Origin of the sequence: Paenibacillus sp. FSL H3-0302, from assembly GCF_037982245.1 — a bacterium.
In the GTDB taxonomy this organism is placed as follows: Bacteria; Bacillota; Bacilli; order Paenibacillales; family Paenibacillaceae; genus Paenibacillus_AQ; species Paenibacillus_AQ odorifer.
In genome coordinates, this window is sequence record NZ_CP150284.1 from 4,649,971 (window position 1) to 4,674,293 (window position 24,323).

Genomic DNA, 24,323 nt, shown 5'->3' on the forward strand with positions numbered 1-24,323 from the left:
GTGATAACCACCCATTCAGTATATCACTTAGTATATCACTTTTGTACATCAAATAAATGTAAACAAGCGAACTTATAATAAGTTCGCTTGTTTACTATGCCACCCTTAATTTCCTTATGTTCAACTTAACTTTTAGGTAAACTGTAACCTTCGCCCATTCGGGACCCATCCGAAAAGCGATAAAATTGATAATAATACCGACCGCTCTGTTTATAAAAAAGCTGCCAAGCATACTCTCCGTTATATACTCCCGGCAGCAAGCGTTCAATCGTTATGTCCGGAAGATCAGCTTTGATAATGCCGCGTATTTGGGCTTCCGAGGTTCCTTTACTTAGTTCCTCAGCAAACACTGCGTCGTCGCCTTCAGCAAATTTTCCATCTACCGTAAAGCGGACCCAGACCATAAGAGCAGTCCCGGCTTCATTTTTCCCAGTTAATACCCAGTACACTGCATTTTCATCCCAAACCGATTTTTGTGCTTTGGTTACCTGTGTTAGACCCGCTCTGGTTTTGGCAACATCCTTAGCGATATCACGCTCGTTCCATTGATCTTTCATAATATAGGCATAGAACTGGATAAGTCCAAACCCCAGGAGCAGAATCAGAACTGACCCCAGGAGGATCCATTTTTTCCTTTTCTTCAAGGTACAGCTCCCTTTCTAGTAATATATCTTTTTTGATTATATAACACACCCGCGCGTTTATCCAAAATTTCATAATTTTCTAGCTTTCCCAGCCTTAAAAATACACAAAAGGCCGCAACTTTTGCTAAAAGCAAAAAGTCGCAGCCTATTATTTATTCGTTATTCTCCAGACTTAACGCTTCAATAAACCTTCGAAGGCTTCTTGCGCTTTACGCCGGATAGCTTCCTCATCCAGGGTTAAGCATTGTCCATGCTTGATGACCTGTATACCATTCACCCACACATGCTCAACATCCTTAGCGCTAGCAGAGTAAACTGCATGAGACAACAGATCTGTGTGTGGCAGCAAATGCGGCTGATCGATATCAACAGCAATGAAATCTGCTTTCATCCCTACAGCAAGTCTGCCTACATTATTTAAAAAGATGGACTGCGCGCCATATTCTGTAGCCATACGCAGAGCCTCTGGAGCTGGAACAGCCGTTGGATCACCGCTGACACCCTTATGAATGAGAGCTGCAAGCCGCATCTCTTCAAACATATCCAAGTTATTGTTGCTTGCCGCGCCATCCGTGCCAAGAGACACCTTCACACCAGCTTTTAGAAGATCAGTAACCCGAGCCACTCCGCTAGCCAGCTTCAAATTACTGCCCGGATTATGAGATACACCCACATTATGGCGAGCCAAGATCTCAATCTCTTCATCATTTAAATGAACACCATGTGCAACTATCGAGGGACGTGTGAACATGCCAAGCTTCTCTAAGTGAGCTACAGGACGCAACCCGTAATCCGCCACATTTTGTTCCACTTCACGTTTCGTTTCGGACATATGCGTATGCATCGGTAAATCCAGATCATGCGCTGCCTGCACGAACTTAACCAGGAAGTCCGGAGGGCATGTATAAGGGGCGTGCGGCGAGATCATAGTAGTAATTCTACCTTCAGCCTTTCCATGCCAGTTACGGGCAAAAGAAATCGCTTCCGCAAGCTTGTGATTCTGTACATCCTCTGGACATAACCCGATCACACCACGCATCAATACGGAACGGATACCTGATAACTCAGCTACCTCGGCTACTCGGTCCATATGATCATACATATCGAGGAAGGTCGTAGTTCCACCCTTCAGCATTTCCAATACAGATAAGGAGGTTCCCCAGTATACATCATCACCGGTGAACTTTTCCTCCATTGGCCACATCTTCTCCTGAAGCCACACTTGTAGCGCTAAATCATCTCCATATCCACGCAGCAAAGACATCGCCGCATGACCATGTGTGTTTACAAGTCCAGGCATGAACAGCAGACGGCTGCCATCAACCACTTGCACTCCAGCTTCCATCTGAGGCTCTTCTTTTCCTATGTAAGTGATTAAATCATCTTCAATAGTCATATATCCACTCAGAACCGGCTCATCCGTTCCCGGAGTCAGAAAATACCCGCCCTTAATTATCGTTTTATTGTTGTTCATGTTCGCTTTCTTCCTTTCCATCCCGCAAGTAATAAGCAAGACTTTGCAGATCAGTTGTAAAATCAGCTGCATGCACCCGGATATTCGGTGGTGTCTTCAGAATCACAGGGGCAAAGTTCAAAATCGCTTCAATCCCAGAAGAAATGAGAATATCTGCTACATTTTGAGCTTCTGAATCAGGTACGGTAATAATGGCAATGCGAATACCTTGCTCACGAATCGTGCTGCCTAGTTCATCCATCGGTTGCACAGTAAGGGAGTTGATCTTACGTCCAACCTTAGGAGCGTACGAATCAAATATAGCCGTGATTTTCATAGTATCTTTAAGATATGCATTGTAATTAGACAAGGCATGTCCGAGATTACCTGCTCCAACTAAAGCTACATTAAGCTGTTGATCCAGCTTCAGGATATGACGGATTTTCTCAATAAGATACGTTACATCATAGCCGATACCTTTTCTGCCGAAGTCACCAAAATATGCTAAATCCTTACGAATCTGTGCGGGATTAAGATCAAGCTTTTGTCCAAGTTCCTGAGAGGAAACTGTTAATATTTCGCGATTCTGGAGATCATTCAAAAAACGCAAGTACACAGGTAGTCTGCGAACAACGGCTTCTGATATTTTTTCCGATTTCATATTTTTCCTCCTAAAAATAGTAATGTTCTTGTGAAAATCCATATTCAAACGTCTACCTCTCCTTATTAAGGACGGTACTGTAACACACCGCCCTTAAGGATAAGGAGGAGCTAAACTGAAGACGAGCGTTTTAAGAAGCGCCGCCATCCTCTAGCCATTCCGCTATGCGTGGGACCATTTGATCAGTAAGCATATGCTCCATTTTGGGACCAGGCAATGAATAAAGGAAATACTTCCCGTAATGAGATTCAATAACCCTTGTATCATAAACAATAACTATTCCGCGATCCTGCGCCGTGCGAACCAGTCTTCCGAATCCCTGCTTAAAACGAATAACCGCTTGAGGAACAGATAATTTCATGAACGGATTCTTCTTCTGGGCCTGTAATAACTCCGACTTCGCTTCCGCCAACGGGTGATTCGGCGGTTGAAATGGAAGTCTCACGATGGCCAGGCAAGTCAGTGCTTCACCTGGAATATCTACACCTTCCCAGAAGCTGCTCGTCCCCAGCAATACGGATGCTGCACTGTCCTGAAAGCGGCGGATCAGCTTGCTCCGGCTGCCACCTTCTACGCCTTGACCAAGCACCGTAATCTCTTGTGAGGCTAAAGCCTCTTTAAGCGGATCATATACCTGACGCAGCATTTTATAAGAAGTAAACAGAACCAGCATCCGCCCACGTGTTGTTTTAGCAGCTTCCGATAATGACTGTACGAGTGTATCGACAAATCGAGCATCGCCCACACTGCCCTTCACACTAGGAAAATCACGCGGTATAACTAACAGTGCCTGCTCGCGATACTTAAAGGGAGAAGGAAGAAGTGAGGTCATTAGACGTCCTTCTTCCGCAGCTTCGTTAAGTCCGAGATTATCAATCATAAATTGAAAAGACTTATCTACAGACAGCGTCGCCGAGGTAAGCACGATGCTTTTTTTCTTATCGAAGAACAACTCTTTAAGCTGGCTGCTAACATCCACAGGGACGGCATACATCTGCAGTGATTTGCTGCGGTAATTTCCATTTGCCTCCAGCCAATATACTACATTATCGTCATTCAGCCCCATAAAGAATCTTACTTGCTCACGGATGGAAGCCAAATCCTTAAATAAACCGCTAATATCAGTAACAAGACTGTCTGCTGAGGATTGGCTTTCCTGGTCGCGCATCTCGTTAAGCATTTTATCACCCTTACGGATGATGTCGCTTAACGTCAGATTCATAGTGTTCTCTAGTGCAACCAATTCATCCCAATCCTTCGGCTTACGGGCGGGAATCAACCGCATAACCAGTTGTCCCGCTTCCCCTGCCCCTGCATCACTGCGTTCCGGCAAAAGGCTGAACAGCTTGTCGCTGAGTGCATCCCAGGTTTCTTTGACGTTAAGCAGATCCGGGTAGATCCGATCGATGACTCCGCTCCATTCTGAAGCCTCTTCACTGCCTGACGACTGTAATATTTGACGAAGAGCAGGAAGCTGTCCGTTTCGGCTATCTTTATACAGCCGCGATAATGTGTGTGCCACAGTGAAATGCTTCATATGCATGCCAAGATGTTTACCAGCCACATCTTCTAAATGATGTGCTTCATCAATGACAAGATGCTCGTAAGCCGGAAGCAGCTGGTGCCCAGCCTTAACATCTGCGAATAGCTTGGAGTGGTTCGTAATAACCACGTCAGCAATCCCAGCTTCATGCTTGGCCCTATGATAATAACATTTGCGGAACCAAGGACAAGAACGGCCCAGACAGGAATCGGTATCGCTTGCCACCGTCTCCCAGAAATCACCGCCCCGGCCGCTTAAATTCAGCTCTTCATCATCCCCTGATTCACTTTGAGTGAGCCATACAATCATCTGAGCGGCAGTAAGCGCATCTTCCCTTGGGCTTATAAAGTCCTTTTTATTAATTTTATGCTCAAACTTACGCAGACACAAATAATGCCCTCTTCCCTTAAAAATAGCAGCTTTAAACGGAAAAGGAACTACCTGCGTTAACAAAGGGATATCCCGCTCGCGCAATTGGTCCTGCAGATTAATGGTATGAGTGCTGACCATGACTTTTTCATTGGTGCGAACGCTTTGATAAATGGCAGGCAACAAATAACCGAGCGATTTACCGGTTCCTGTGCCCGCTTCGATCAGTAGGTGTTTGTCTTCGGCAAGTGCCGTCATCACCTCATTGATCATAATATCCTGAGCTTCCCGGCTTTCATACTGCGGTAATGTGTCTTTAAGTCGTTTGGTTACTTCGTCCATATAATCAGTAAAAGATAAATTCGCTAGCGGATTCTCAGCATGTTCATCTCTAGGTGGCGCTAACTCCGTCCAATCTCCTACTGCAAGCGCTAATTGACGATAGAAAGTCAGATCACCTTCGGGCTGTAGCGTTTCCGCTTCCCGCTCTCGCAGCAGACCATCAAAGTACCAGCCCAGATCACTATCCTCTTCGGTAAACAGCTCACAGAGTCTCTGGATCGTAAGCAGCGGCAGCTCGTAGAGCTCCTCCAGACATTTCAGCAGCACTAAAGCAGTCGCAAGTGCATCACTATCTGCCTGGTGCGGACGATCATGTGTCACTCCAAAATGAGCACTGACAGAGCCTAGTTGATAAGATGTGAGCGAAGGAAAGCAAATTTTCAGAAAATCAATCGTATCCAAAATCCGCCCTTGAAATGGCAAATAACCACAACGATCTAAAGCATTTTGTAAAAAATGGAAGTCGAAAGCGACATTATGCCCTACAAGCACAACATCATCCAAGAGCGGAACAAGCTCCATCATCATCTCATCCAGCTCAGGCGCATCCTTAACATCATCATCGGTAATCCCCGTCAGACCTGTTATAAAAGGAGGAATCGGCGTTCCGGGCTTGACATAGGAACCATATACCCGGGAGATGGACCGGTCTTCTTCTATAATTGCAAGGCCAACCTGGATAATTTCACCCACGGATTGGGTTCCTGTTGTTTCAAAATCAAGCACGGCAAATTTCATTATAATTCTATTCCCTTTCAATTGAGACTCTTAATCAGCATAACAGAAGTTGCGAAAAAAGGCGATGCACACCACTGGTTCAGGGGATGCATCGCTTGAATGGAAATTTCCAAAACCGTTATTCTTTTACAAAAGGGAAACCAGCTGATTTCCAAAATGCAGCTTCCCTCCACGACGGCGGCATACCTCTAAGTTAACGTTTGGTTCCGGAAGCGCAGGGTCATGTTGCAAAGCAAGATCAAACAATTCCTGCGCTTCATTGAAACGTTCCTGTGAGGCTCGTATGCAGCCTAAAGCATTATAAACCATGGCTTTCAGCTTGGTTTCCCGTATCAAGCCCAGCATATGGTTCAGATGACTCCAAGCGGCCTCACCGTCACCTTCCTGCAGATAAGAGATGGCTAAATATAATCGAGCAGCCAAGCTATCCGGGTATTGCGCAATAACTTCTTTAAACTGATCAATACACTTTCCATACATCAGCAGCTTATAATACCCCTGACCTCTTACAAAGGAATCCATACATAGCTCTGGTGCTTCCTGTTCCGGCACTTCCTCTTCGACCACTGCTGTAAAATCCGCACTTTCGCGAAAGGAACTAAGCTTCTCAGCAAAAGCGAGCCATTCATCCATCACTTTGTCGCTCAGTCTATGCAGCATATTATAATTGCATAAAAGCTCGTTCCGGCGGGCACCCTCCGCTGTAGGGTAATCTGTTACGATCTCCTGAAGCACCTTGTTCATTTCAGCAAACAAATGTTGAAACATGGGCGATCCCCCCTTACTGAAGATGAAATCAGTTCAGCTTGCCTGACTTCATTTTCTGCGAGATCGGGGTCTTTCATCCCTGCCATTCATTACATGGCGTAAGTCCATACATTATGCGATTGTAGCATGCAATTCATGATCAGCCAGCTTCACTGGTTTGTTATTCTCATCCACGAATACCACCGTTGGCTTATGTGACTCCAGTTCTTCCGAGGACAACATCGCATAGGAAATGATAATTACTGTATCGCCCGGCTGAACAAGACGAGCTGCGGCACCATTAAGACAGATCACTCCGCTTCCACGCGGTCCAGGGATTACATAGGTTTCCAGTCGTGAACCATTGTTGTTATCCACAATTTGAACTTTTTCATTCTCAAGAATGTCCGCGGCTTCCATCAAGCTCTCATCAATGGTAATACTGCCCACATAGTTCAAATTCGCTTCCGTTACTGTTGCGCGGTGAATTTTGGATTTCATCATATGTCTAAACAAGTGCAGCAACCTCCTTTGGAATAAATACATTATTATCAATCAAGCGTGTTCTGCCAAACTTCACGGCGAGCGCTATTATAATTTCCCCATCCACTTCTGATAAAAGAGCTTCATCCTCTAATCCTTCAAGATCCGGGAATGTTAAGATCTCCGCGTATTCAATCACCGCTAAAGGAGAGCTGGAAATAACCGATGTCAACAATTCCCGCACTTCAGCAACGGTTGTTACTTTTCCTTCTTCAATGGACTGACGTGCTTCTCGTAAGGAACGAGATAACACCAATGCCTGACTACGCTCCTCTGGAGACAAGAATACGTTACGTGAGCTGAGTGCAAGTCCATCCCCTTCACGAACGATCGGACAAGGAATAATTTCAACATTCATATTAAGATCGGATACCATACGGCGAAGTACAGCAACTTGTTGAGCATCCTTCAGGCCAAAGAAAGCATAATCCGGCTGTACGATATTGAAGAATTTATTAACCACTGTGGTTACACCATCAAAATGCCCAGGGCGGGAAGCCCCACAAAGCCGGGTAGTAAGCTCCGATACCGAGACCGTAGTCCGAGTAGGCTGCGGATACATTTCTTCCACACTGGGGATAAATACAATATCTACTCCCTCACGTTCAGCGAGTTCCAAATCACGACGCTCGTCACGCGGATAGGAATCATAATCCTCGTTTGGCCCGAATTGCAAAGGATTCACAAAAATGCTCATTACCACTGTGTTGCTCATTTCTCCAGCCCGGCGAAGCAGACTGGCATGTCCGTCATGCAAGTATCCCATCGTAGGAACGAACCCAATCGGGGCGTGCCCGCCTTGTCTCATATACTCCAAAGCTTCGCGCAGCTGCTCCATGCTTCTGACGACTCTCATTTATTTCCCTTCCTTTCTTGCAGCGCCATATAAAGATTCCAAAACCGTTTCATCTGCATTAAAAACGTGACTTTCATCTGGGAAGGAACGTTCCTTCACTTCCTTCACATATTGGCTGATGCCCTCATGGATTACATTACCCACATCCGCATAGGTTTTGACAAAACGTTTCTCACGGTAAGGTGAGGCATACCGCAGCAAATCATGGAAAACCAATACCTGTCCATCACAGTAACGGCCTGCACCGATCCCAATGGTTGGGATGCTAAGCGCTTCAGAGATCGCTTGGGCTACTTCTTCCGTTACCAGCTCCAGAACGATTGCAAAAGCACCTGCGGCCTCAAGCGCCTTAGCTTCATCCATCAGGCGTTGCGCATCTTTGGCATCTTTGCCTTGAATCCGGTAGCCACCAATCATATTCACGGATTGCGGAGTAAGCCCGATATGTCCCAGTACAGGGACTCCCGCAGCTACCACCGTAGCTACAGTCTCACAAATCTCGAGTCCACCTTCCATTTTGACGGCATGAGCCCGCCCTTCCTGCATTAATCTGCGCACTCCCCGCAGAGTTTCATCTACACTTCCGTGATAAGTCATAAATGGCATATCCGCCACGATAAAGGTGCTTTGTGCTCCTCGAGTTACCGAGCGGGTATGGTACACCATATCTTCAATCGTTACCGGTAAAGTTGTATCGTATCCAAGGACTACATTCCCAAGAGAGTCCCCAACCAAAATAAGGTCGATACCTGCTTCTTCTGCAAGAACTGCAGACGGATAATCATAAGCGGTCAGCATGCTCAGTGGCACACCTTCTGCTTTCATTTTTTTCATTTTTACAATATTTAGCGCTTGTTTGTTTGCCATTTCTCTTTTCGTCCTCCTTTTTTAAGTAACCTGCCCGTAAAAATCGCAACAAAAAAACCTTTTAGCAATCATTTGCTAAAAAGGTCCGAAGGGCAAAAAAGAGTCACTTGCGATCGTCCCTTCTGTCTCGGTCCTTACGGCTCAGAGCAGAATCCAACGTAACCGTCAAACGCAGTTATGAAGGTATTTCCAATAATAAAAATATAAAAAAGTTCTTCAGTTCAAGAGTACAGTTCGTTAAACGATACCGCCTCCGACCCATAGTATAACAAAAAAAGCTCGGAATTACACGAAAAAAATATGACAAGGGATGATACCCTTGTCATATAAAAAATATTATAAAAGTTCAATTTCACCTGAGCATACGTTAGAGATCTCTCCTAAGCTGTTTTTAAGCAACAGACCACCTATTTCATCCAAACCTACTACCACACCTTCGGAACGCCCCTGAGGGCTATTCAGTGCGATCTGGCGGCCCAAAGTCACTGACATGGACTCCCATAGTTCTTTGATGGGTTTAAAACCTTGCTTCATGTACAAATTGTAATGCATCTCCAGCTCGTCCAAAACTGCTTTTACCAGCTCAGAACGGTCAACTGGAGCATCCCCCCGCTCAATCCGAAGTGAAGTCGCGACCTCCTGCAGATGATCAGGATAATCTTCCTCTGTCATGTTCGCGGAAATGCCAATTCCAGCAATGCAATAATGAAGCTCCCCTTCTCTTAGAGAAGATTCCAGTAAAATCCCACAAATCTTACGACCGCCTGCGAGCAGATCATTCGGCCATTTGATGCCGGCATCTACACCTGTTACCCGTCGAATTGCCTTACAGACGGCAACCCCAGCCAGCAATGTCAGCTGCGGAGTCTCCGACAAGGGTAATTGGGGCCGTAACACAATACTCATCCAAATGCCCTTGCCACGGGGAGAAAACCACTTTCTTCCCATTCGGCCTCGGGCGCCCGTCTGTTCTTCCGCGATGACAGTTGTCCCTTCCGGCGCGCCGTTTTCCGCTAAAAACTTAGCTTCTTCTTGAGTGGACACCACAGATTCCAGCAACTGAATGTCGCCTACCCAATTCGAAGCGGAGGTCTCTCGCTTCAGCTCAGTTAGCGACAGCGCTTTATCATCGCTCATGTCCATCCATCCTTTTTGCTTCAAGCAGTAATAATTGTTTATCGTTAGGTAAATCACCTGAAGCGACCGCTTGCAGGAGTCCATTTAACATTTTGCCTAGCCATGGTCCCGGACGTTTGTCCAAAGCCTCCACCAGCTCATTGCCTGTAATCTCAAGCTCTGAAAGGCTGGTTAGCGGCATTTGAGCGATCCATTCTCTTGCCGCTTGTACATTTACAGCGGCAGGTGTTGTTGAGGCCTCTGTCGATTCCACGACGCAACAGGCAGAAGAGGCCGCAGTAGGAAGTGCAGGTGCGGCTGCTGGCAGGATCGCCAGCAGCGAGAGCCACCCTTCGGCAGCTTCCACGCCGAAGGCCAGCACGGCGGCGATCCATTGCCGCCGCAGACCTTCCATGCCGCCCGTACCCGGCGGCAGGGCCTCTATCGCAGCGGTCCAAGCTTCGCGGACCCGCAGCACCTGGACGACGCCGCTCCGCGTCGTCCCCGAGAACGTCCATGCCCGCAGCAGCACATCGGCCTCTTGGGCCGACTGCTTCAGGGCATGGAGGAGAAGCGCCCACCGCAGGCGGGCGCTCTCCAGTTCCCCGATCCCGGCCGTTAAGGCGGCAGCAGCCGCCATATCGGTTCCGGTCCAGGGGAACGGGGCTTTGCCGCGCGCCAGCAGCTCGCAGCGCGCTAGCATGCCGAGGCCGCGCAGAGGATGCGGTCCCTCGACGATGCGGTCCAGCTCCGCGCGGACACGCTCCACAGCAATATGCGCCAGCTTATCCCGCTGGCGCATCAGGCCCCTCCACGTGTTCTTCGCGATGGAGAAATCCAGCACCGCTGCAAAACGAATGCAGCGAAGCATACGAAGCGCATCTTCGTCAAACCGCTCCTCCGCATCGCCTACACAGCGAATCACCTGCAGCTGTAGATCCTTCTCACCCTCAAAAGGATCAATAAGTTCCCCATTTAATCCACAGCAAATCGCGTTGATCGTGAAATCACGACGACGAAGATCCTCCTTCACATCGTTGACGAAAAAAACATGCTCTGGACGACGATGGTCTACATAACCACTTTCTGTCCGGTATGTTGTCACTTCAAACCCACAACCATCCTGTATCACGGTGACCGTACCATGAGCTAATCCTGTTGGCACACTGCGCGCAAAGATAGCTATCACTTCCTCCGGCAGTGCTGAGGTTGTAATATCCATATCATGCACTGGCCTACCCAATAGCTCATCGCGAATACATCCTCCAACCCAATAAGCCTCGTGACCATTTTGGGTTAACTCGGAAATTACAATCTCCGCTGCAATTGCCATCGCAGAAGGTGCCATTGTCCATTCCATATATGACTCCTTACCCCCGAACCGGGTCCAGTCCAAGTACCTTGCGCCCCAGCACCCGGTAATAAATATCTTCATATTGTTTCGTTATCGAATCCTTACAGAAATCTTTGCAGGCTGTTTGTAGACAAGCTTCTCTGAACTGTTGCACCATACGTTCATCCGACAGGAGCTTAACTGCATATTTAGCCATAGCCGTTGTATCGCCAATCGGGGCAAGGAATCCAGTCTTTCCATGCTCTATAAGCTCAGGGATGCCTCCGGTTTGCGAGCCAATCGTCGGTACGCCGCAAGCCATTGCTTCCAGAGCAACCAAACCAAAGCTTTCCTTCTCGGAAGGTAGCAGAAGCAGATCAGCTAAAGAGATCACCTGAGCGATTTCATCCTGCCTTCCCAGAAAACGAACTTTATCTTCCAGACCCATTTCGCTAATTTTGGCTTGAATTTTGGGAAGATCCGGACCTTCACCTACAAGCAGCAGGCGTGAAGGCAGTTCACGATTCACTTTGGCAAAAACGTCAACAACATCGCTGACTCTTTTTACAGGACGGAAATTACTGATATGCATCAGAATCTTTTCATCAGGCGCTGCGAAATCTCCCCGCAGATCCGTTACATCACGCGGATAATAGACCCGATGATCCACGAAGTTATAAGTGAGATCAATGTCGCGGGTAATATCGAGTACGTCCCGTGTTTCTCTAATAAGATCCTGAGAGACCGCCGTAACGGCATCACTTTCATTAATCCCCAGACGAATCAAATCTTTAAGCGATTCATCCTGACCAAGCACCGTTATATCCGTACCATGCAACGTAGTTACAACCTTCATATCGTTCCCAAGCATTTGCTTTGCAAGGAAAGCACACACTGCGTGTGGCACTGCATAGTGAACATGGAGAAGGTCCAGATTTTGCATTTTGGCAACCTGAGCCATCTTCGTAGCAAGCGCTAGATCGTACGGGGGATAGCGGAATACATAATAATCGTTTACTTCTACCTCATGGTAAAAAATATTTTTCTGAAACGTTCCCAACCGGAACGGGATACTATGTGTAATAAAATGAACTTCATGACCCTTCTCGGCCAAGAGTTTACCTAATTCAGTCGCAACTACGCCTGAACCGCCAAGAGACGGATAACAGGTAATTCCTATTTTTAGCATACGATCCATCTTCCTGTCTCCTTCTTCTCCAGTATTGATTCGTGTAATGAATCATCTATTGTTTGTCGGCCGCTTTCAAAAAAGCGAACACCGTTTCTTTCAAAATCACACAGGACTTCATTTCTCTAAGCTGTTCAATAAAAGCTCTCAGGAGCGCAATGGCGTATTAATTCCAAGCGCTCCTGGATCAATCTTAATCAGCTTATTATATTATCATACAAACTTCGTTATATCCGTTCCTTAAGTAAACAATTCCACCGTATGAGGTACCTTGGTTGCAAACCCTTCTGCATAAGGAATCAGTCTGCGCTGGCCAAGCAGCATATCTCTCGAACGGACTCGTTCAATGTAGCCTTCCGTTAACGGTGTGGATACAGTATCCGCACCCGGAGGTTTGGTGAACTGGGAGCGATAGCAGGACAATGCCTGCTCCTTCAAGCCATATTGTTCAGTAACATCAACAATAAGATCGGTACGTCCTAAATCATTGATAAAATAGAAGTACAGCTGAGGAGCAGGAATTGCCGGCTTGTCCGGCATATATTTACGTAGCTTGGCATTAAAAACAGCCTCTTCCACCAGCTTGCTACAGGCGATATGATCGGGATGACGATCCTCCCAATAAGGAGCAAAAACTATCGTAGGAGAAAAGCGGCGAATTTCAGCAGTCACAGCCGCCACATGCTCTGCTGTAATAAAAAGCCCTCTATCTGGCAGACCCAGGTTTGTCCGCACGGATGCTCCGAGAAGGTCTGCAGCTTGCTGCGCTTCTTGCTTGCGAAGTTCTACTGTACCGTTCGATGACATTTCCGCGGCTGTTAAATCGCAAAGTCCCACCTTAAGTCCCGCAGCGGTATGTTTTGCAATGGTTCCTGCCATACCAATCTCCGCATCATCTGCATGCGCACCAAATACAAGAATGTCCAGCTTCATTCATCAACACCTGGTTTGTATTTGTGAACCAGTGCACGCCAAGCAAAATCACCACGATCAATCGCCTTCACAAGAACCTCCGCTGTGGCAATATTCGTAGCTACCGGTATCCCGTATACGTCACACAAACGAAGCAGAGCTGAAATATCAGGTTCATGTGGCTGCGCCATTAATGGATCCCGCATGAAAATAATAAGATCCAGTTCATCCTGTGCTACCATTGCACCGATTTGCTGATCTCCACCTAATGGACCAGACATGTAACGATGAATTTTTAAGTTAGTTACATCCATAATCCGTTGGCCAGTAGTGCCTGTAGAAAAAAGTTCATGACCTTCAAATACATGTTCATAAGCTAATACAAAATTTACAATTTCATCTTTTTTACGATCGTGTGCAATAAATGCGATCTTTAACATGGTGTTCTCTCCTGTCTATTCTATAAAGTGCTCGAATCCATAGATCAAGCCTGTATATCCCATTACCTTTTCAATACCCATCTTAACGCCTGGCATATATCCTGCACGCTCATAAGAATCATGGCGAATCTTTAAGGATTGTCCGAATCCACCAAAAATCACTTCTTCTTGAGCAAACACACCAGGAAGACGGACACTATGTATCCGGAATCCGTTATAGTAACCACCACGGGCACCTTCAATGGTTTCTTCCTCTTTAGGATTACCTTGACGAAGTTCCTCACGAACTTCCGAAATCATCTCTGCGGTTTTGACCGCAGTTCCAGATGGAGCATCCAGTTTCTGGTCACCATGATACTCTATAATTTCCAGATGCGGGAAGTACTTTGAAGCTTGTGCCGCAAATTTCATCAAAAGAATAGCTCCAATGGAGAAATTCGGAGCAATAAGTCCGCCGATCCCCTGTTCTTGACACTGCTTGTCCAGTTCCACCATCTGCTCCGGCGTGAATCCGGTTGTACCGATAACCGGACGCACTCCGTACTTAATAGCTAGCGCTGTATTCGTATACGCTGACTGCGGTGTAGTGAAATCCACAAGGACATCTCCGTTGCTTCCCGCGAGGGCGGCCTCAAGATCAGAAGTTACAATAACGCCTGAGTCTTCCAGACCTACCAGACGCCCTGCATCAATATCGCCCGAAGAACGATCTACTGCTGCTGCTAACTCCAGCTCTTCGTCCTGCAATACAAGTTTAACAACCTCTTTACCCATTCTTCCGCCTGCGCCGGATACAACGACCCTGATCTTGTTATTCATATTTTTTCCATCCTCGCTCTCACTAGTTATATAGTTATTGCATATACGATTGTATGGATTTCTGAAGGTCTCTCATCAATTCCCGCAAGCCAGAATCATCCGGATGTAACGAAATCACTTCTTTTAAGGCAGTCATAGCTTGTAAATGTTCATTCACTCGGCTATGCGCGATAGCAAGCCATACATAAGCATCCCCATATAATGGATCAAGGGTAATAGCCTCTTTGAGCAGTGTAATCGGATGATAAGGGTTGCGAGTTTTGTTGTCTTCATCTTCTATCAACCGTTTGGCTTCTTGTACATGCATCATAGCCTGCAAATGCTGCAGATGCAGACTATACTCAGGTTTGCTGGTGTCCAGCTTTACAGCAGCCTGAGCATGAACTAAAGCTTTATCTAGCATACCACTGCGGGCATACGTTATGGAACAACGATATCTAACCTCGGCATCAGCAGGGCTTGCTGCAATTGCAGACTCGAAGCAAACAATAGCTTCGGCAAAGTCACTGCGCAATATCGAGCGGTAGGCCTCTCTTACATAATCCTTATGATCCATATACACACCATCCTCACGGCTAAATCCCGTTGGTTTGGTACAGCATATGTTATAGAGGCCTAATCGGTGTCTTTCGGTGTCCAACGTCCCGCATCACGGGTATTAAATTTATGCATTACCTTATTATGCGCTTCCGTCAGGTCTATCCCGAGAGAATTCGCAAAACAAACGGTAATAAACAGAATATCTCCCAGTTCAAGTTCAATGGAATTCTCAGCTTCATCAGACTTTTTAGGCTTCTCGCCGAACTCGTGATTGACTTCTCTAGCCAGTTCTCCGACTTCCTCGGACATGCGGGCCAGCATAGAGAGTGGACTGAAGTACCCTTCCTTAAACTGCGATATATAAGCGTCTACTTCACGCTGTATGTCACCAAGACTTTTGTCCATAAAATGTAACTTCTCCCCTCTGTATATCTTGCCTTCTGTTTGCCCCTATGTTATCGTAAAGACGTTTTGAAGACAATCTTTTTTGAATATTTTAACACACGCAAGAAAAGGTATACTTATTATAGGAAAAGAAAAACTGCCTACAAAAGGCCTAACGAGGGATTTCATGAATTCAAAAAAGGTAATTACAATCAGCAAGACAGTCGCTCCCATCTTGCTCGGAGCCGCAGTATATGCCTTCGGGCTACTGTATTTCATCATTCCTAATCAGTTGATGGAAGGCGGCGTAACCGGGATCACACTTCTCCTTAATTATGCCTTTAGTATTCCCATCTTTTTATCCACACTGCTGATCAATCTTCCTTTGTTTCTGCTGGGCTGGAAAGTTCTAGGCGGGCGGCAAATTGTGTATACAGGTGTAGGGATTGGGGCCTTGACCTTTTTCCTGTGGGTTTTCGAACGAATGATTACTGCGGGATGGATTATCCCCTTCAGTACCGAACACGACTTTATTCTTGCGGCACTGTACGCAGGAGTAACGCTTGGAACGGGGCTTGGGCTTGTATTCCGATTTGGGGGTACAACAGGTGGTGTTGATATTGTCGCAAGAATTCTGGGACGGAATTTTGGCTGGAGCATGGGGCAGATTATTTTGGCCATCGACATTATTATTATTGGCTCTTCCATCCTCTACATTCCTAAAGAAAAAATACTTTACACACTCGTCGCAGTTTTTATCTCATCACGAGTGATAGATTTTATCCAAGAAGGCGCCTATGCTGCCAAGGCATTTACAATTATCAGTGATGAAGCACCACAAATTGCCGATCTGATTACAGCCGAAATGGACCGTGGTGTAACCCTCATTCCTGCCATTGGTGCTTATTCCAAGCAAGCCAAATATATGGTGTACTGTGTAGTCTCAAGGCAAGAAATCCGCCGGCTAAGTCTGCTGGTCAAATCCGTTGATCCACGCGCCTTCGTAATTATTAGCGATGTACACGACGTACATGGAGAAGGCTTTCGAGAAACCTAAATAAAAGGGAGTGTAGGCCATTTCAAGCCCACACTCCTTTTTACTGTTTATAATTTCACCCTACGGAATCGGCTTCCAATGCTGATTCTGACCACGGTACTTGCGATAGGCTACATAGGCTAACGCAGCTATAATGAAGCTTGCGGCTAACCCTCCCCAAATCCCAAATTCTTGCGATGCCAGCGGCAAGGACAAAGCAGGTTCATCCTTCTCTTTTCCGAACATTACTCTTACCGCATCCTGACCATAAGATACAATTTCAAGCAGGCGGGCACGTTCAACCTTTTGTGAGGACGAAGGAATGCCGGCCGCATATGAGAGCCAGGAATCAAAAGCATTCACAACTTCAGGCTGGCGGGAGACAATCACTGCCGGCCGGATGTTATCATACCTGCCCTGCAGTCTTTCCAGAGCTGTTTTCCAGCCCGCCAAATCATTTGCAACCGCACTTTGCTCCATCGCATTTAAATCCTCGCGAATCAGCTTGTAGTACTGAAGCCAAATAGGCTGGCGCGGATGATTAAGACTGTTGGCAGCTAGACGTAGCTTGGCGGCTGCCGCTTCCCATTGCTGTGGATTTATTTTCGCGCCTGCCACGGTAGCCTTCAGGTCCATAATGACCCCTGACAATGCATTAATACCCTCCACAGAGGTCATTCCTTCAAAGGATGAGGACACAAAGATCTTGGAGATCGCTTCGGTCTCCTGTCGGACCTTCATTACATCCCCTTCCAAAACATACCCATACAATGCCTCAGCAGCTTGTTCCAGCTGCTGCGCTCCGGTCTTTCCGCTCATTACTGCCAAACCGTTGCCCGAACTAACGTTGGCGCTTTGCTTCGAAGCTTTGCCAGACCCTTCACCAGCATCCCCTAGCGCTGCTGAAGCCTTTACAACATCCATACTGGACAGCAGCCAGCAGAATACTAGAACAACCACTACATAATATCTCCCGCGGAGCATGAGACATCCCCCTCCTACTTAAGAAGAAATGACGTTGTCGTCTTTTAAAGACGATATTCGTTTCTCGTAAAATTATAAGGATAAAGCATAGTATAAAACTTATACTTCTTATAATTCTAAATGTATGGCAGGGGGACAAGGGATAGAACTGCTTACTAACGTCTATTCTTGAACTGATAGATTGACTCTACCGGTCTTTGTCTTCTACTAAACAACCAAGCAGCTGCAACACTAAGCAGCGTAAGCGCCATTGTAAAGTACTGTACCTGTATAACATAATCGTTCAAAACAGAAGGTAACCACGGATAGATTCCGTAAGAATAATCCAGCATATCGTTGGCGAGTGTCCAAAGCAGGGCTAATGGAATCATTTTGCGGAAAGAAAAAAACCTCGCATAAATCAATGCTTCAACTGCCATCCCCGTATGGGAGATTACCAGCATCCAATCTTTCCAAACCAAAACATCACCGTGATAACCCCCGGCAAAAATAATACTCACTGCCCATATCCCGTACTTCACTGACGTAACGACCGCCAAAGCCTCAATAAGTTCCCTTACATTGTTTCCTGTGTAGCTTTTTGGAGGGAAGAGCATCAGCAACAGAGCCAAGGTAAAAAACAAACTTGCGGTTGGACTATCCGGAACAAATGGAAGCAGCCAGTGTGGATAATTAGCCGCAGTGAACTCCAGTTGATTGCCATACCATATGTAACCATAAATTGTACCCAGGAAATTTACGATAAATAACAACCAGATAATTCCCCGGTTCTTAAACAGTTTGTTAAACCAATAAACTGGCATACAGATTATTAACCTCCCCAAGTAATGGCACTTCGCATTTAGACATACAAAAACCTGACCGCATGCACGATCAGGTTGCGTTATCATTATTTTACTGTTCGCTTTTTTGTTTGGCAAGCCAGCCGGCCAAGGTATCAATATCCGCTTCTGATAGACCTGCTCCCAAAGCGGTATCGTACATTTTTGGCATCTGCCCTTGACCCTCTTTTATAATAGTAAGGATTGCTTCTTTGTCATGGGTGTCTCCAACTCCACGAAGTGAAGGACCGCCCGCCCCTTTCAAATCTGCTGCGTGACAGGAGATACAAGTGGCTTGCTTGAAGAGTCCCATAGCAGGATCATCCTTGTCCACAATCGCTACTTCTTTTGGCTTAACGGCACTGGAGGTTGGAAGACCCTTAGCCCTGTTCTCCGCCGCCTTTTCTTCCCGTTGAACATCTTCAGGAATCTGACCCGTTTCAGCCATTTCATGTTTGTATTCAGTCCAGGCTGTATTGGTCAAATAAACAATCGCTGCAAGTGACAAGAACATTAAAGATGAAGCAATCGGTCTACGGTAAAAGCGACGCTCTCTACCCGTATCCAGAAAAGGAGCCAACAGAAGTGAACCAAAAGCCACACCAGTAACTCCTAGTGTACCCAGAACGATATAATCGCCTGAAGCATATGGGAGCTTCAAATACTGATAGAGGAACAAGAAATACCAGTCAGGAATCGGGATAACCGTAGCACTAGCATTTGCTGGAAAACCTAGCGGAGCTGGCTCTGAAATAGTAAGGACTAATATTCCTACAAGTACAACGACTCCGACCATCCATTCCTTCAGTAGAAAGTTAGGGATAAAGGCTTCCGATTTGCCGGGGTAAGCCGTGTAGTCCGGAGGTGTGATAAATCCGTTCCCTCTGCGAACTCTGGAATCACCGACATATACAACCTTTTCCTTAGAATTGTTTCCATGCGCCATCCGTATTCCTCCTCTCTCAGATTAACTTACAACGGTCCGGAAATCCCTTGTCTGCGGATCATAATAAAGTGTCCTACGAGCAGACTAAGAAGCACCGCTGGGAGGAAGAATACATGTAGTGCGAAAAAACGAGTTAAGGTTTCGGCACCAACAATCGTTCCACCTTGCATCAGTTCCTTCAGCACCGGCCCCATCACTGGAACAGAATTGGCTATTTCAAGAGTTACCTTTGTTGCGAAATAAGCTTTATTATCCCAAGGCAACAAGTAACCTGTTAAACCAAGTCCCAACATTACGAAGAAAATCAGCATTCCAACTACCCAGTTCATCTCGCGCGGCGCTTTGTAAGAGCCTGTAAAGAAGACGCGCATTGTATGAAGGAACATCATAACAATTACTAGACTTGCGCCCCAGTGATGCATCCCGCGGACAATCTGTCCAAATGCAACACTTGTCTGCAAATACTCAACACTAGCATAAGCATTAATAATGTCCGGAACATAATACATCGTTAAGAACATACCTGATAAAATCTGAATGACAGTGATAAAAAAGGTCAGTCCGCCAAAGCAATACACGAACGCAGAGAAATGATGGGCCGGATTAACATGCTCAGGAACCTCGTGATCGGCCACGTCTCTCCAAATCGGCGTAACATCCAGACGTTCGTCAATCCAGTTATAGACATTTTTAAACATCAGAACTACGCCTCCTCACGAGCTACTGTATTTGGCACAATGTCTCCCAAAAGCACCCACCCGTTATCGAATTTCGTTTTATACTGGTCAAGCGGCTTAGGAGCAACTTCGAGATTTTTGCCAAGCTTTGTATAACGTGCACCATGGCATGGGCAGTGATATTCGTCCGGATGAGCTTTATCGTTGTTCCACCCGACCGTACATCCCAAATGTTTACAGATCGGTGAAAGCGCATAAATATCACCCTTCGCGTCTTTCCGGATCCACGCAGTGAGTGTCGCTGTACTGTCGTACCATCCGTCCTTCTGTTTCAATTCAAAAGTAAATTCCTGGGGCTCTTCGGTGATTTTGCTTATCTCAGCAACCTTGATAAAATCTCCAGCACCCTTCTTATGTAATATCGGATCCACGACAAAACGGACCATGGGGAGAATTGTACCCGCCCCCATAAAAGCAGTGGCGCCACCAAGCGTGTAGGTCAAAAATTGCCTGCGCGACATCTCTTTACGGCTGGGTGGTTGTTCAGGCCATGTCTCCTGTTGTTCATTATGGCTGCTCATACTGTTATATAACCCCCTTCTCAAGATATAAGAAAGTATCTGTGGTGTCCGATCAGAGATGTCTCAATATAAATAATCCGTTTTCAAATCTTTTCAATGAAATACATCACATACCATTTGGATTCAACCTAATAATAGCTTAGGCTCCAAAACCCGTCAAGAATATTGTCTAATTTGTGACAGGCTAAAAAGCGATTTCAACCTATAATTGTTGATTTTCTGTCACATTTATAAGGAGTTCATCTCCGCCACATGTCTTGAATTTTCATCCTAATTTCACTGTCATTCTTCCCTTCATGAGAAGCCTCAATGATAGGCAGAGAGAGAACTAAATCGCTTTCATAGATTTGGCCTTCTTGGAGAGGTACATCCGCTGTCAACACCACTACATGCTGGAAACCACTGGATTTGACTTTTTGGCAAATCTCATTAATTAAATTCACATAGCCCTCTCCAGCGTACTGAATGGCTGGGTAAGTCACGATCCGCCCCTTGAACGGTATTTCCACCATATCCATGAAATTACGTAATCTTTCGAGTGCCTGAACGGTCTCAGGAGGACTCTCCAGTCCACTTAATCCTGTAAAAGGTATGAGACATGTATCATAGAATTTTCGATTCTCTTCCCAAGTGTCCACTTCAAAATCGCTGAATTTCATTCCCATTCATCTCCCTATGTATAATTGTTAATTTTTCCGGTCTTTCGCAGATCTTCCTGAAGTTATAGAACCCATTATATTGAAGGAGGAGGAGGAACGTCCAGATTTAGATTTTTTATTTTCGTCCGATTAAGCAAATTGAGTAGATTATAAGCAAAAAAAGAAATGCGCTTAGCGCATTTCTTTATGCCAAACTTTTAAGTTCCTCAGTAAGATTTCGGAAAGCCATCTCATCTCCGGTAGCCAGCGCCGTGTCAATCTCACGGTGCAAGATGTCGGAGCGACGCTTTCGCAGCGCTTCATCCCACACCATTTCTGCCGCAAGTCCTAGCATCACTTCATACGTAGCCTTCATTTTGTCCATTCGATACACCTCCGCTGTTTAAGAGATCCTTTTTTTCTTGTTATTTGATATTTTGATATTCATCAAGATGATTATGTTTTCGGTTTCAAGAGAATCGGCACCTACTAAAGCATATTCATCAATCCTGTCTTCGTTCTACATATTCGCCCATTCCGCTCAACACTTCCTCTATTGTACCCATCAGCAACAATAACGGATTCCTACTTCTGCATATGTAATCCCCATAAGCATTCGCACGCGCACCTCTACCGAAGATATTTAGGCACGGCTGTCTCTATCCCCCATGGTGTCATCATCACAGCGAGTCCACCAGAAGTCTCGCCCAGTTTAAGCATGCCTAGGTGCACCATCATCCGTATTATACGTTGCTCTAGAATAGAAGCAGCACTGTCATAATAAAACGGTTTAATTAGCCACCCCACACCATCCACTAAAGAAGGTACTGTCACCCAATTGCCGGCGCTGATACTTATCCAATACACAAGTGAAGGTAGATTTGGCACAGCCCCTTTATATAGTCTTAACCAAAAAGAGAATATCTGCATCAACGAATCACATTTTCCATCGTTTAACACAGCCTCACCGGTCGCAGTAAGCCTTAGCCGGAAGCCTTCCTCAGAGATCCAGCGGCGGTGACGAATATAGTCATACAAAAGCGCAAATCTTGGAGGATAATGCTCACAAGCTCTCCCATAACCAAACCTCCAACCGCCTTTGCTAAGAAGCTCCTCCGGAATATGAAGCGCGTTCATCACACCTTGCTGATAACGCCTATACATTGCCCCTTCCTGATTCAGTTCTGGCTCATTGTCCTTAATATATCTCAGCAGCATTACCAGATCACTGATCATTAATTCTCCTTCACTGCGATACATAACAGGTTCAGGGCTAGTTGCGATGCTCTCTTTGATATGCGCACTCATCGTCTCCCGAAAACGCTCTTTTAAATCTTTGGGTACCTGGTACAAATATCTGGTCTGCTGTGAGGAACCACTAAAGAGCCAGCCTCCACTCTTGAAGCGAGAGACCATCTCCCGGAAACCTCCAGTTTTTCCTTCAGGTGCATCAAAAGACGCTTGCCTTGCCACAGCCAACAAATCCTCAAGACTAAAGTAGGTGCGTTCATCAAAAAGCAATGTATTCAAAAACCGTAAATCCTCCGGAGCGCATTCCCGGATATGAGACTCCATAAAACTTCTGCTTCCAAGCATAATCAAAATACTTTGGATCAAGTCGTGTTTGGAATTCTGTTTGCATTCACACCGGTAGCGGCCCGCTATGGCGGTCAGCTGTCCAATATCTGCATAAGTAAGCATATCCGCCAGATTCATGTTTTATCGCCTCACCGTTTTACTACCATTATGGGGAATACTGCCTATTTTATTCCCTTTATTGCAAAAAAAATAACCCGAAGCCCGGGTTAATGCTGATTTTGCAGGATATGGCGAGTACAATTATATAAAATAGGGTTCCATTCCCGCTCTTTCTTCTCCAGAATCGTCAAGGATAGATTGCCAATTCGTTCAGAATACTTATCCTTGTAAAGAGCAGTATACAGCTGAGCAAGAAATCCTCCATGCGATATGACGAGTATATTCCGATTGGGATGCAGGGCAGAAATATCTTCCATAAAAGCAAGAGCCCGAGCCTGAAGCTGTTCGTCGGTTTCTTGACCGAGGGAGAGCTGGCTCCATTCCTTCCCCCACTTCTCTTCACGTTCTGCGGCAGTAAGCCCTTCTACCTGCCCATAAGCACGTTCCCGGATACGCTGATCAGGTTCTAATAGCGGAATCCCTAACTTGTCAGCAATAATCTTACCGGTCTCAGCAGCGCGGGAAAGATTACTAGTAACGCAGCAGTCCCAGCTGTACGGTTCCTGTAATAAGCGGTCAGCAAGCATTGCAGCTTGCATCCGTCCTTCATCATTAAGTGGAATATCACTTTGTCCCTGTATTTTCCCTATCGCGTTCCAGTCCGTCAATCCATGGCGTATCAAGCCGATTAGCATGTTGCCTCCCCCTTTTCAGCAAAGTATTTGTCTCTTAATGTAACATGGATGAAATAAAAAGTCTTCTTTTTATGAGTTTTACAATGCAAAAAGCCCCTCATTACATTAAGTAAAGGGACTCATTCAATGTTCTGAATATTATAAACAACGGAAGCAAAGACATACGTCTAATAACCCTCTATGATCGGCGATAACGATTCAGCCTAGTTAATGAAAATACTGCAAAGCCTACACCTAACATTGATAACATCATCCAGTATTGAGGATGAGTGGGTCCCATACTTACTACAAGGGGTTCAATGATCCCACCTTCAGAGCCCAAAATTGGATACGTTGATTGCCATTCCATCGAGGATCCAGCGACACCTGTCTCCACAATTCCACTCTGAGCAACAACTGCATCACCTGGAGTTCTGAACATCGTAAAATAAAGAACGCTGGACAGAAATATTGCCAGAAAGCATGCGATCCATAAGCTAAGCCGATGGCGAACAATAGCAGAGGTCCCAGCAGATTTCCCGTCACCGGGCATCAACCATGGACTCTCTAAATAAATCCGCTCCATGACCTTAACATTTATGGCTTCAGCACGCTCTTCACTGATCTCTTCCCTCAAATCTTGCATAAGCAGGCTGCTCTCTTGCCATAGAGCCCATTCTGCAGCGCAGTAAGGACAAGTTTCAATATGTCTTTCAAGTAAAATCCGCCTAGGATGTGTGGGGGGAGCGTCCCACAAGAGCGGAATACATTC

27 protein-coding genes are annotated in these 24,323 nt (G+C 46.0%); 1 reads left to right on the top strand and 26 read right to left on the bottom strand.

The genetic code is table 11. The features are described from left to right. Positions 1 to 125 precede the first annotated feature (125 nt). The 16 genes from MHH50_RS20635 to MHH50_RS20710 all read right to left on the bottom strand — a co-directional run bounded on the left by MHH50_RS20635 (position 126) and on the right by MHH50_RS20710 (position 15,517). Entirely contained in the window at positions 126 to 644 is a 519-nt protein-coding gene (locus MHH50_RS20635) for a DUF5590 domain-containing protein (RefSeq protein ID WP_340033336.1), read from the bottom strand. A 172-nt stretch (positions 645 to 816) separates the two neighbouring features. Next, positions 817 to 2,118 (bottom strand): amidohydrolase, encoded by a 1,302-nt coding sequence (locus MHH50_RS20640; protein WP_340033337.1) that lies wholly within the window; start codon positions 2,116 to 2,118, stop codon positions 817 to 819. Next, on the bottom strand, positions 2,105 to 2,758 hold the full coding sequence (locus MHH50_RS20645; RefSeq protein WP_340033338.1) for a redox-sensing transcriptional repressor Rex: 654 nt from the start codon (positions 2,756 to 2,758) through the stop codon (positions 2,105 to 2,107). Before MHH50_RS20645 ends, MHH50_RS20640 begins: the two co-directional genes overlap by 14 nt. Positions 2,759 to 2,888: 130 nt before the next feature. Beyond that, positions 2,889 to 5,750, bottom strand: a complete 2,862-nt coding sequence (dinG, locus tag MHH50_RS20650) for an ATP-dependent DNA helicase DinG (protein WP_340033339.1) — start codon at positions 5,748 to 5,750, stop codon at positions 2,889 to 2,891. Between the two features lie 126 nt (positions 5,751 to 5,876). Beyond that, positions 5,877 to 6,518, bottom strand: coding sequence for a hypothetical protein (locus tag MHH50_RS20655; protein WP_076127543.1), 642 nt, complete (start codon positions 6,516 to 6,518; stop codon positions 5,877 to 5,879). A 111-nt stretch (positions 6,519 to 6,629) separates the two neighbouring features. Further along, a complete protein-coding gene (panD, locus tag MHH50_RS20660; protein WP_036676288.1) occupies positions 6,630 to 7,013 on the bottom strand; it encodes an aspartate 1-decarboxylase in 384 nt (127 codons plus the stop codon). Beyond that, positions 7,006 to 7,896, bottom strand: a complete 891-nt coding sequence (panC, locus tag MHH50_RS20665; protein WP_340033340.1) for a pantoate--beta-alanine ligase — start codon at positions 7,894 to 7,896, stop codon at positions 7,006 to 7,008. The genes panD and panC overlap by 8 nt, the downstream gene beginning before the upstream one ends. Next, positions 7,897 to 8,763, bottom strand: a complete 867-nt coding sequence (panB, locus tag MHH50_RS20670) for a 3-methyl-2-oxobutanoate hydroxymethyltransferase (RefSeq protein ID WP_076141305.1) — start codon at positions 8,761 to 8,763, stop codon at positions 7,897 to 7,899. 336 nt (positions 8,764 to 9,099) lie between these two features. Then, a complete protein-coding gene (locus MHH50_RS20675; protein WP_340033341.1) occupies positions 9,100 to 9,900 on the bottom strand; it encodes a biotin--[acetyl-CoA-carboxylase] ligase in 801 nt (266 codons plus the stop codon). Then, complete coding sequence (locus MHH50_RS20680) at positions 9,890 to 11,239, bottom strand: CCA tRNA nucleotidyltransferase (protein WP_340033342.1); 1,350 nt, start codon at positions 11,237 to 11,239, stop codon at positions 9,890 to 9,892. Before MHH50_RS20680 ends, MHH50_RS20675 begins: the two co-directional genes overlap by 11 nt. Positions 11,240 to 11,249: 10 nt before the next feature. After that, positions 11,250 to 12,410, bottom strand: coding sequence for an N-acetyl-alpha-D-glucosaminyl L-malate synthase BshA (bshA, locus tag MHH50_RS20685; protein ID WP_036676278.1), 1,161 nt, complete (start codon positions 12,408 to 12,410; stop codon positions 11,250 to 11,252). A 231-nt stretch (positions 12,411 to 12,641) separates the two neighbouring features. Next, positions 12,642 to 13,334: a bacillithiol biosynthesis deacetylase BshB1 gene (bshB1, locus tag MHH50_RS20690; RefSeq protein WP_076127533.1), complete on the bottom strand. Its 693-nt coding sequence runs from the start codon at positions 13,332 to 13,334 to the stop codon at positions 12,642 to 12,644. Next, positions 13,331 to 13,753: a methylglyoxal synthase gene (gene mgsA / locus MHH50_RS20695; RefSeq protein WP_036676275.1), complete on the bottom strand. Its 423-nt coding sequence runs from the start codon at positions 13,751 to 13,753 to the stop codon at positions 13,331 to 13,333. Before mgsA ends, bshB1 begins: the two co-directional genes overlap by 4 nt. A gap of 15 nt (positions 13,754 to 13,768) precedes the next feature. Further along, a complete protein-coding gene (dapB, locus tag MHH50_RS20700; RefSeq protein ID WP_036676273.1) occupies positions 13,769 to 14,572 on the bottom strand; it encodes a 4-hydroxy-tetrahydrodipicolinate reductase in 804 nt (267 codons plus the stop codon). A gap of 34 nt (positions 14,573 to 14,606) precedes the next feature. Further along, positions 14,607 to 15,128 (bottom strand): tetratricopeptide repeat protein, encoded by a 522-nt coding sequence (locus tag MHH50_RS20705; protein ID WP_036676272.1) that lies wholly within the window; start codon positions 15,126 to 15,128, stop codon positions 14,607 to 14,609. 59 nt (positions 15,129 to 15,187) lie between these two features. After that, a complete protein-coding gene (locus MHH50_RS20710) occupies positions 15,188 to 15,517 on the bottom strand; it encodes a nucleotide pyrophosphohydrolase (protein ID WP_036676271.1) in 330 nt (109 codons plus the stop codon). A gap of 166 nt (positions 15,518 to 15,683) precedes the next feature. Between MHH50_RS20710 and MHH50_RS20715 the strand changes: the two genes are divergently transcribed. Further along, positions 15,684 to 16,553, top strand: a complete 870-nt coding sequence (locus MHH50_RS20715) for a YitT family protein (protein WP_076127532.1) — start codon at positions 15,684 to 15,686, stop codon at positions 16,551 to 16,553. A gap of 60 nt (positions 16,554 to 16,613) precedes the next feature. On the opposite strand, the gene MHH50_RS20720 is transcribed toward MHH50_RS20715, so the two are convergent. The 10 genes from MHH50_RS20720 to MHH50_RS20765 all read right to left on the bottom strand — a co-directional run bounded on the left by MHH50_RS20720 (position 16,614) and on the right by MHH50_RS20765 (position 24,197). Beyond that, positions 16,614 to 17,516 (bottom strand): sporulation protein YpjB, encoded by a 903-nt coding sequence (locus tag MHH50_RS20720; RefSeq protein ID WP_076310295.1) that lies wholly within the window; start codon positions 17,514 to 17,516, stop codon positions 16,614 to 16,616. A gap of 155 nt (positions 17,517 to 17,671) precedes the next feature. Next, the gene (locus MHH50_RS20725) at positions 17,672 to 18,319 is read right to left on the bottom strand and encodes a DUF1405 domain-containing protein (protein ID WP_076306194.1); all 648 of its coding nucleotides are present in this window, start codon (positions 18,317 to 18,319) and stop codon (positions 17,672 to 17,674) included. Between the two features lie 91 nt (positions 18,320 to 18,410). After that, the gene (locus tag MHH50_RS20730) at positions 18,411 to 19,283 is read right to left on the bottom strand and encodes a menaquinol-cytochrome c reductase cytochrome b/c subunit (protein WP_076134674.1); all 873 of its coding nucleotides are present in this window, start codon (positions 19,281 to 19,283) and stop codon (positions 18,411 to 18,413) included. A 26-nt stretch (positions 19,284 to 19,309) separates the two neighbouring features. Next, positions 19,310 to 19,981, bottom strand: a complete 672-nt coding sequence (locus MHH50_RS20735; RefSeq protein WP_036676266.1) for a cytochrome b6 — start codon at positions 19,979 to 19,981, stop codon at positions 19,310 to 19,312. A 5-nt stretch (positions 19,982 to 19,986) separates the two neighbouring features. Next, the gene (locus MHH50_RS20740; protein WP_076127525.1) at positions 19,987 to 20,541 is read right to left on the bottom strand and encodes a ubiquinol-cytochrome c reductase iron-sulfur subunit; all 555 of its coding nucleotides are present in this window, start codon (positions 20,539 to 20,541) and stop codon (positions 19,987 to 19,989) included. A gap of 239 nt (positions 20,542 to 20,780) precedes the next feature. After that, on the bottom strand, positions 20,781 to 21,200 hold the full coding sequence (locus MHH50_RS20745; RefSeq protein ID WP_076192197.1) for a DUF2487 family protein: 420 nt from the start codon (positions 21,198 to 21,200) through the stop codon (positions 20,781 to 20,783). Between the two features lie 184 nt (positions 21,201 to 21,384). After that, a complete protein-coding gene (locus MHH50_RS20750; protein WP_036676261.1) occupies positions 21,385 to 21,564 on the bottom strand; it encodes an IDEAL domain-containing protein in 180 nt (59 codons plus the stop codon). 245 nt (positions 21,565 to 21,809) lie between these two features. Beyond that, positions 21,810 to 22,895: a hypothetical protein gene (locus MHH50_RS20755; protein ID WP_076101463.1), complete on the bottom strand. Its 1,086-nt coding sequence runs from the start codon at positions 22,893 to 22,895 to the stop codon at positions 21,810 to 21,812. Positions 22,896 to 22,984: 89 nt separating this feature from the next. Beyond that, entirely contained in the window at positions 22,985 to 23,572 is a 588-nt protein-coding gene (locus tag MHH50_RS20760) for a histidine phosphatase family protein (protein ID WP_076127520.1), read from the bottom strand. Positions 23,573 to 23,750: 178 nt separating this feature from the next. After that, entirely contained in the window at positions 23,751 to 24,197 is a 447-nt protein-coding gene (locus MHH50_RS20765; RefSeq protein ID WP_051490909.1) for a hypothetical protein, read from the bottom strand. Between the last annotated feature and the right edge of the window lie 126 nt (positions 24,198 to 24,323).

Coding starts and splice junctions, on each gene's coding strand:
- MHH50_RS20640 (WP_340033337.1), bottom strand. CDS start 2,118: ATGAACAACAATAAAACGATAATTAAGGGCGGGTATTTTCTGACTCCG.
- MHH50_RS20645 (WP_340033338.1), bottom strand. CDS start 2,758: ATGAAATCGGAAAAAATATCAGAAGCCGTTGTTCGCAGACTACCTGTG.
- dinG (WP_340033339.1), bottom strand. CDS start 5,750: ATGAAATTTGCCGTGCTTGATTTTGAAACAACAGGAACCCAATCCGTG.
- MHH50_RS20655 (WP_076127543.1), bottom strand. CDS start 6,518: ATGTTTCAACATTTGTTTGCTGAAATGAACAAGGTGCTTCAGGAGATC.
- panC (WP_340033340.1), bottom strand. CDS start 7,896: ATGAGAGTCGTCAGAAGCATGGAGCAGCTGCGCGAAGCTTTGGAGTAT.
- panB (WP_076141305.1), bottom strand. CDS start 8,763: ATGGCAAACAAACAAGCGCTAAATATTGTAAAAATGAAAAAAATGAAA.
- MHH50_RS20675 (WP_340033341.1), bottom strand. CDS start 9,900: ATGAGCGATGATAAAGCGCTGTCGCTAACTGAGCTGAAGCGAGAGACC.
- MHH50_RS20680 (WP_340033342.1), bottom strand. CDS start 11,239: ATGGAATGGACAATGGCACCTTCTGCGATGGCAATTGCAGCGGAGATT.
- bshA (WP_036676278.1), bottom strand. CDS start 12,410: ATGGATCGTATGCTAAAAATAGGAATTACCTGTTATCCGTCTCTTGGC.
- bshB1 (WP_076127533.1), bottom strand. CDS start 13,334: ATGAAGCTGGACATTCTTGTATTTGGTGCGCATGCAGATGATGCGGAG.
- mgsA (WP_036676275.1), bottom strand. CDS start 13,753: ATGTTAAAGATCGCATTTATTGCACACGATCGTAAAAAAGATGAAATT.
- dapB (WP_036676273.1), bottom strand. CDS start 14,572: ATGAATAACAAGATCAGGGTCGTTGTATCCGGCGCAGGCGGAAGAATG.
- MHH50_RS20705 (WP_036676272.1), bottom strand. CDS start 15,128: ATGGATCATAAGGATTATGTAAGAGAGGCCTACCGCTCGATATTGCGC.
- MHH50_RS20710 (WP_036676271.1), bottom strand. CDS start 15,517: ATGGACAAAAGTCTTGGTGACATACAGCGTGAAGTAGACGCTTATATA.
- MHH50_RS20715 (WP_076127532.1), top strand. CDS start 15,684: ATGAATTCAAAAAAGGTAATTACAATCAGCAAGACAGTCGCTCCCATC.
- MHH50_RS20720 (WP_076310295.1), bottom strand. CDS start 17,516: ATGCTCCGCGGGAGATATTATGTAGTGGTTGTTCTAGTATTCTGCTGG.
- MHH50_RS20725 (WP_076306194.1), bottom strand. CDS start 18,319: ATGCCAGTTTATTGGTTTAACAAACTGTTTAAGAACCGGGGAATTATC.
- MHH50_RS20730 (WP_076134674.1), bottom strand. CDS start 19,283: ATGGCGCATGGAAACAATTCTAAGGAAAAGGTTGTATATGTCGGTGAT.
- MHH50_RS20735 (WP_036676266.1), bottom strand. CDS start 19,981: ATGTTTAAAAATGTCTATAACTGGATTGACGAACGTCTGGATGTTACG.
- MHH50_RS20740 (WP_076127525.1), bottom strand. CDS start 20,541: ATGAGCAGCCATAATGAACAACAGGAGACATGGCCTGAACAACCACCC.
- MHH50_RS20745 (WP_076192197.1), bottom strand. CDS start 21,200: ATGAAATTCAGCGATTTTGAAGTGGACACTTGGGAAGAGAATCGAAAA.
- MHH50_RS20750 (WP_036676261.1), bottom strand. CDS start 21,564: ATGGACAAAATGAAGGCTACGTATGAAGTGATGCTAGGACTTGCGGCA.
- MHH50_RS20755 (WP_076101463.1), bottom strand. CDS start 22,895: ATGAATCTGGCGGATATGCTTACTTATGCAGATATTGGACAGCTGACC.
- MHH50_RS20760 (WP_076127520.1), bottom strand. CDS start 23,572: ATGCTAATCGGCTTGATACGCCATGGATTGACGGACTGGAACGCGATA.
- MHH50_RS20765 (WP_051490909.1), bottom strand. CDS start 24,197: ATGCAAGATTTGAGGGAAGAGATCAGTGAAGAGCGTGCTGAAGCCATA.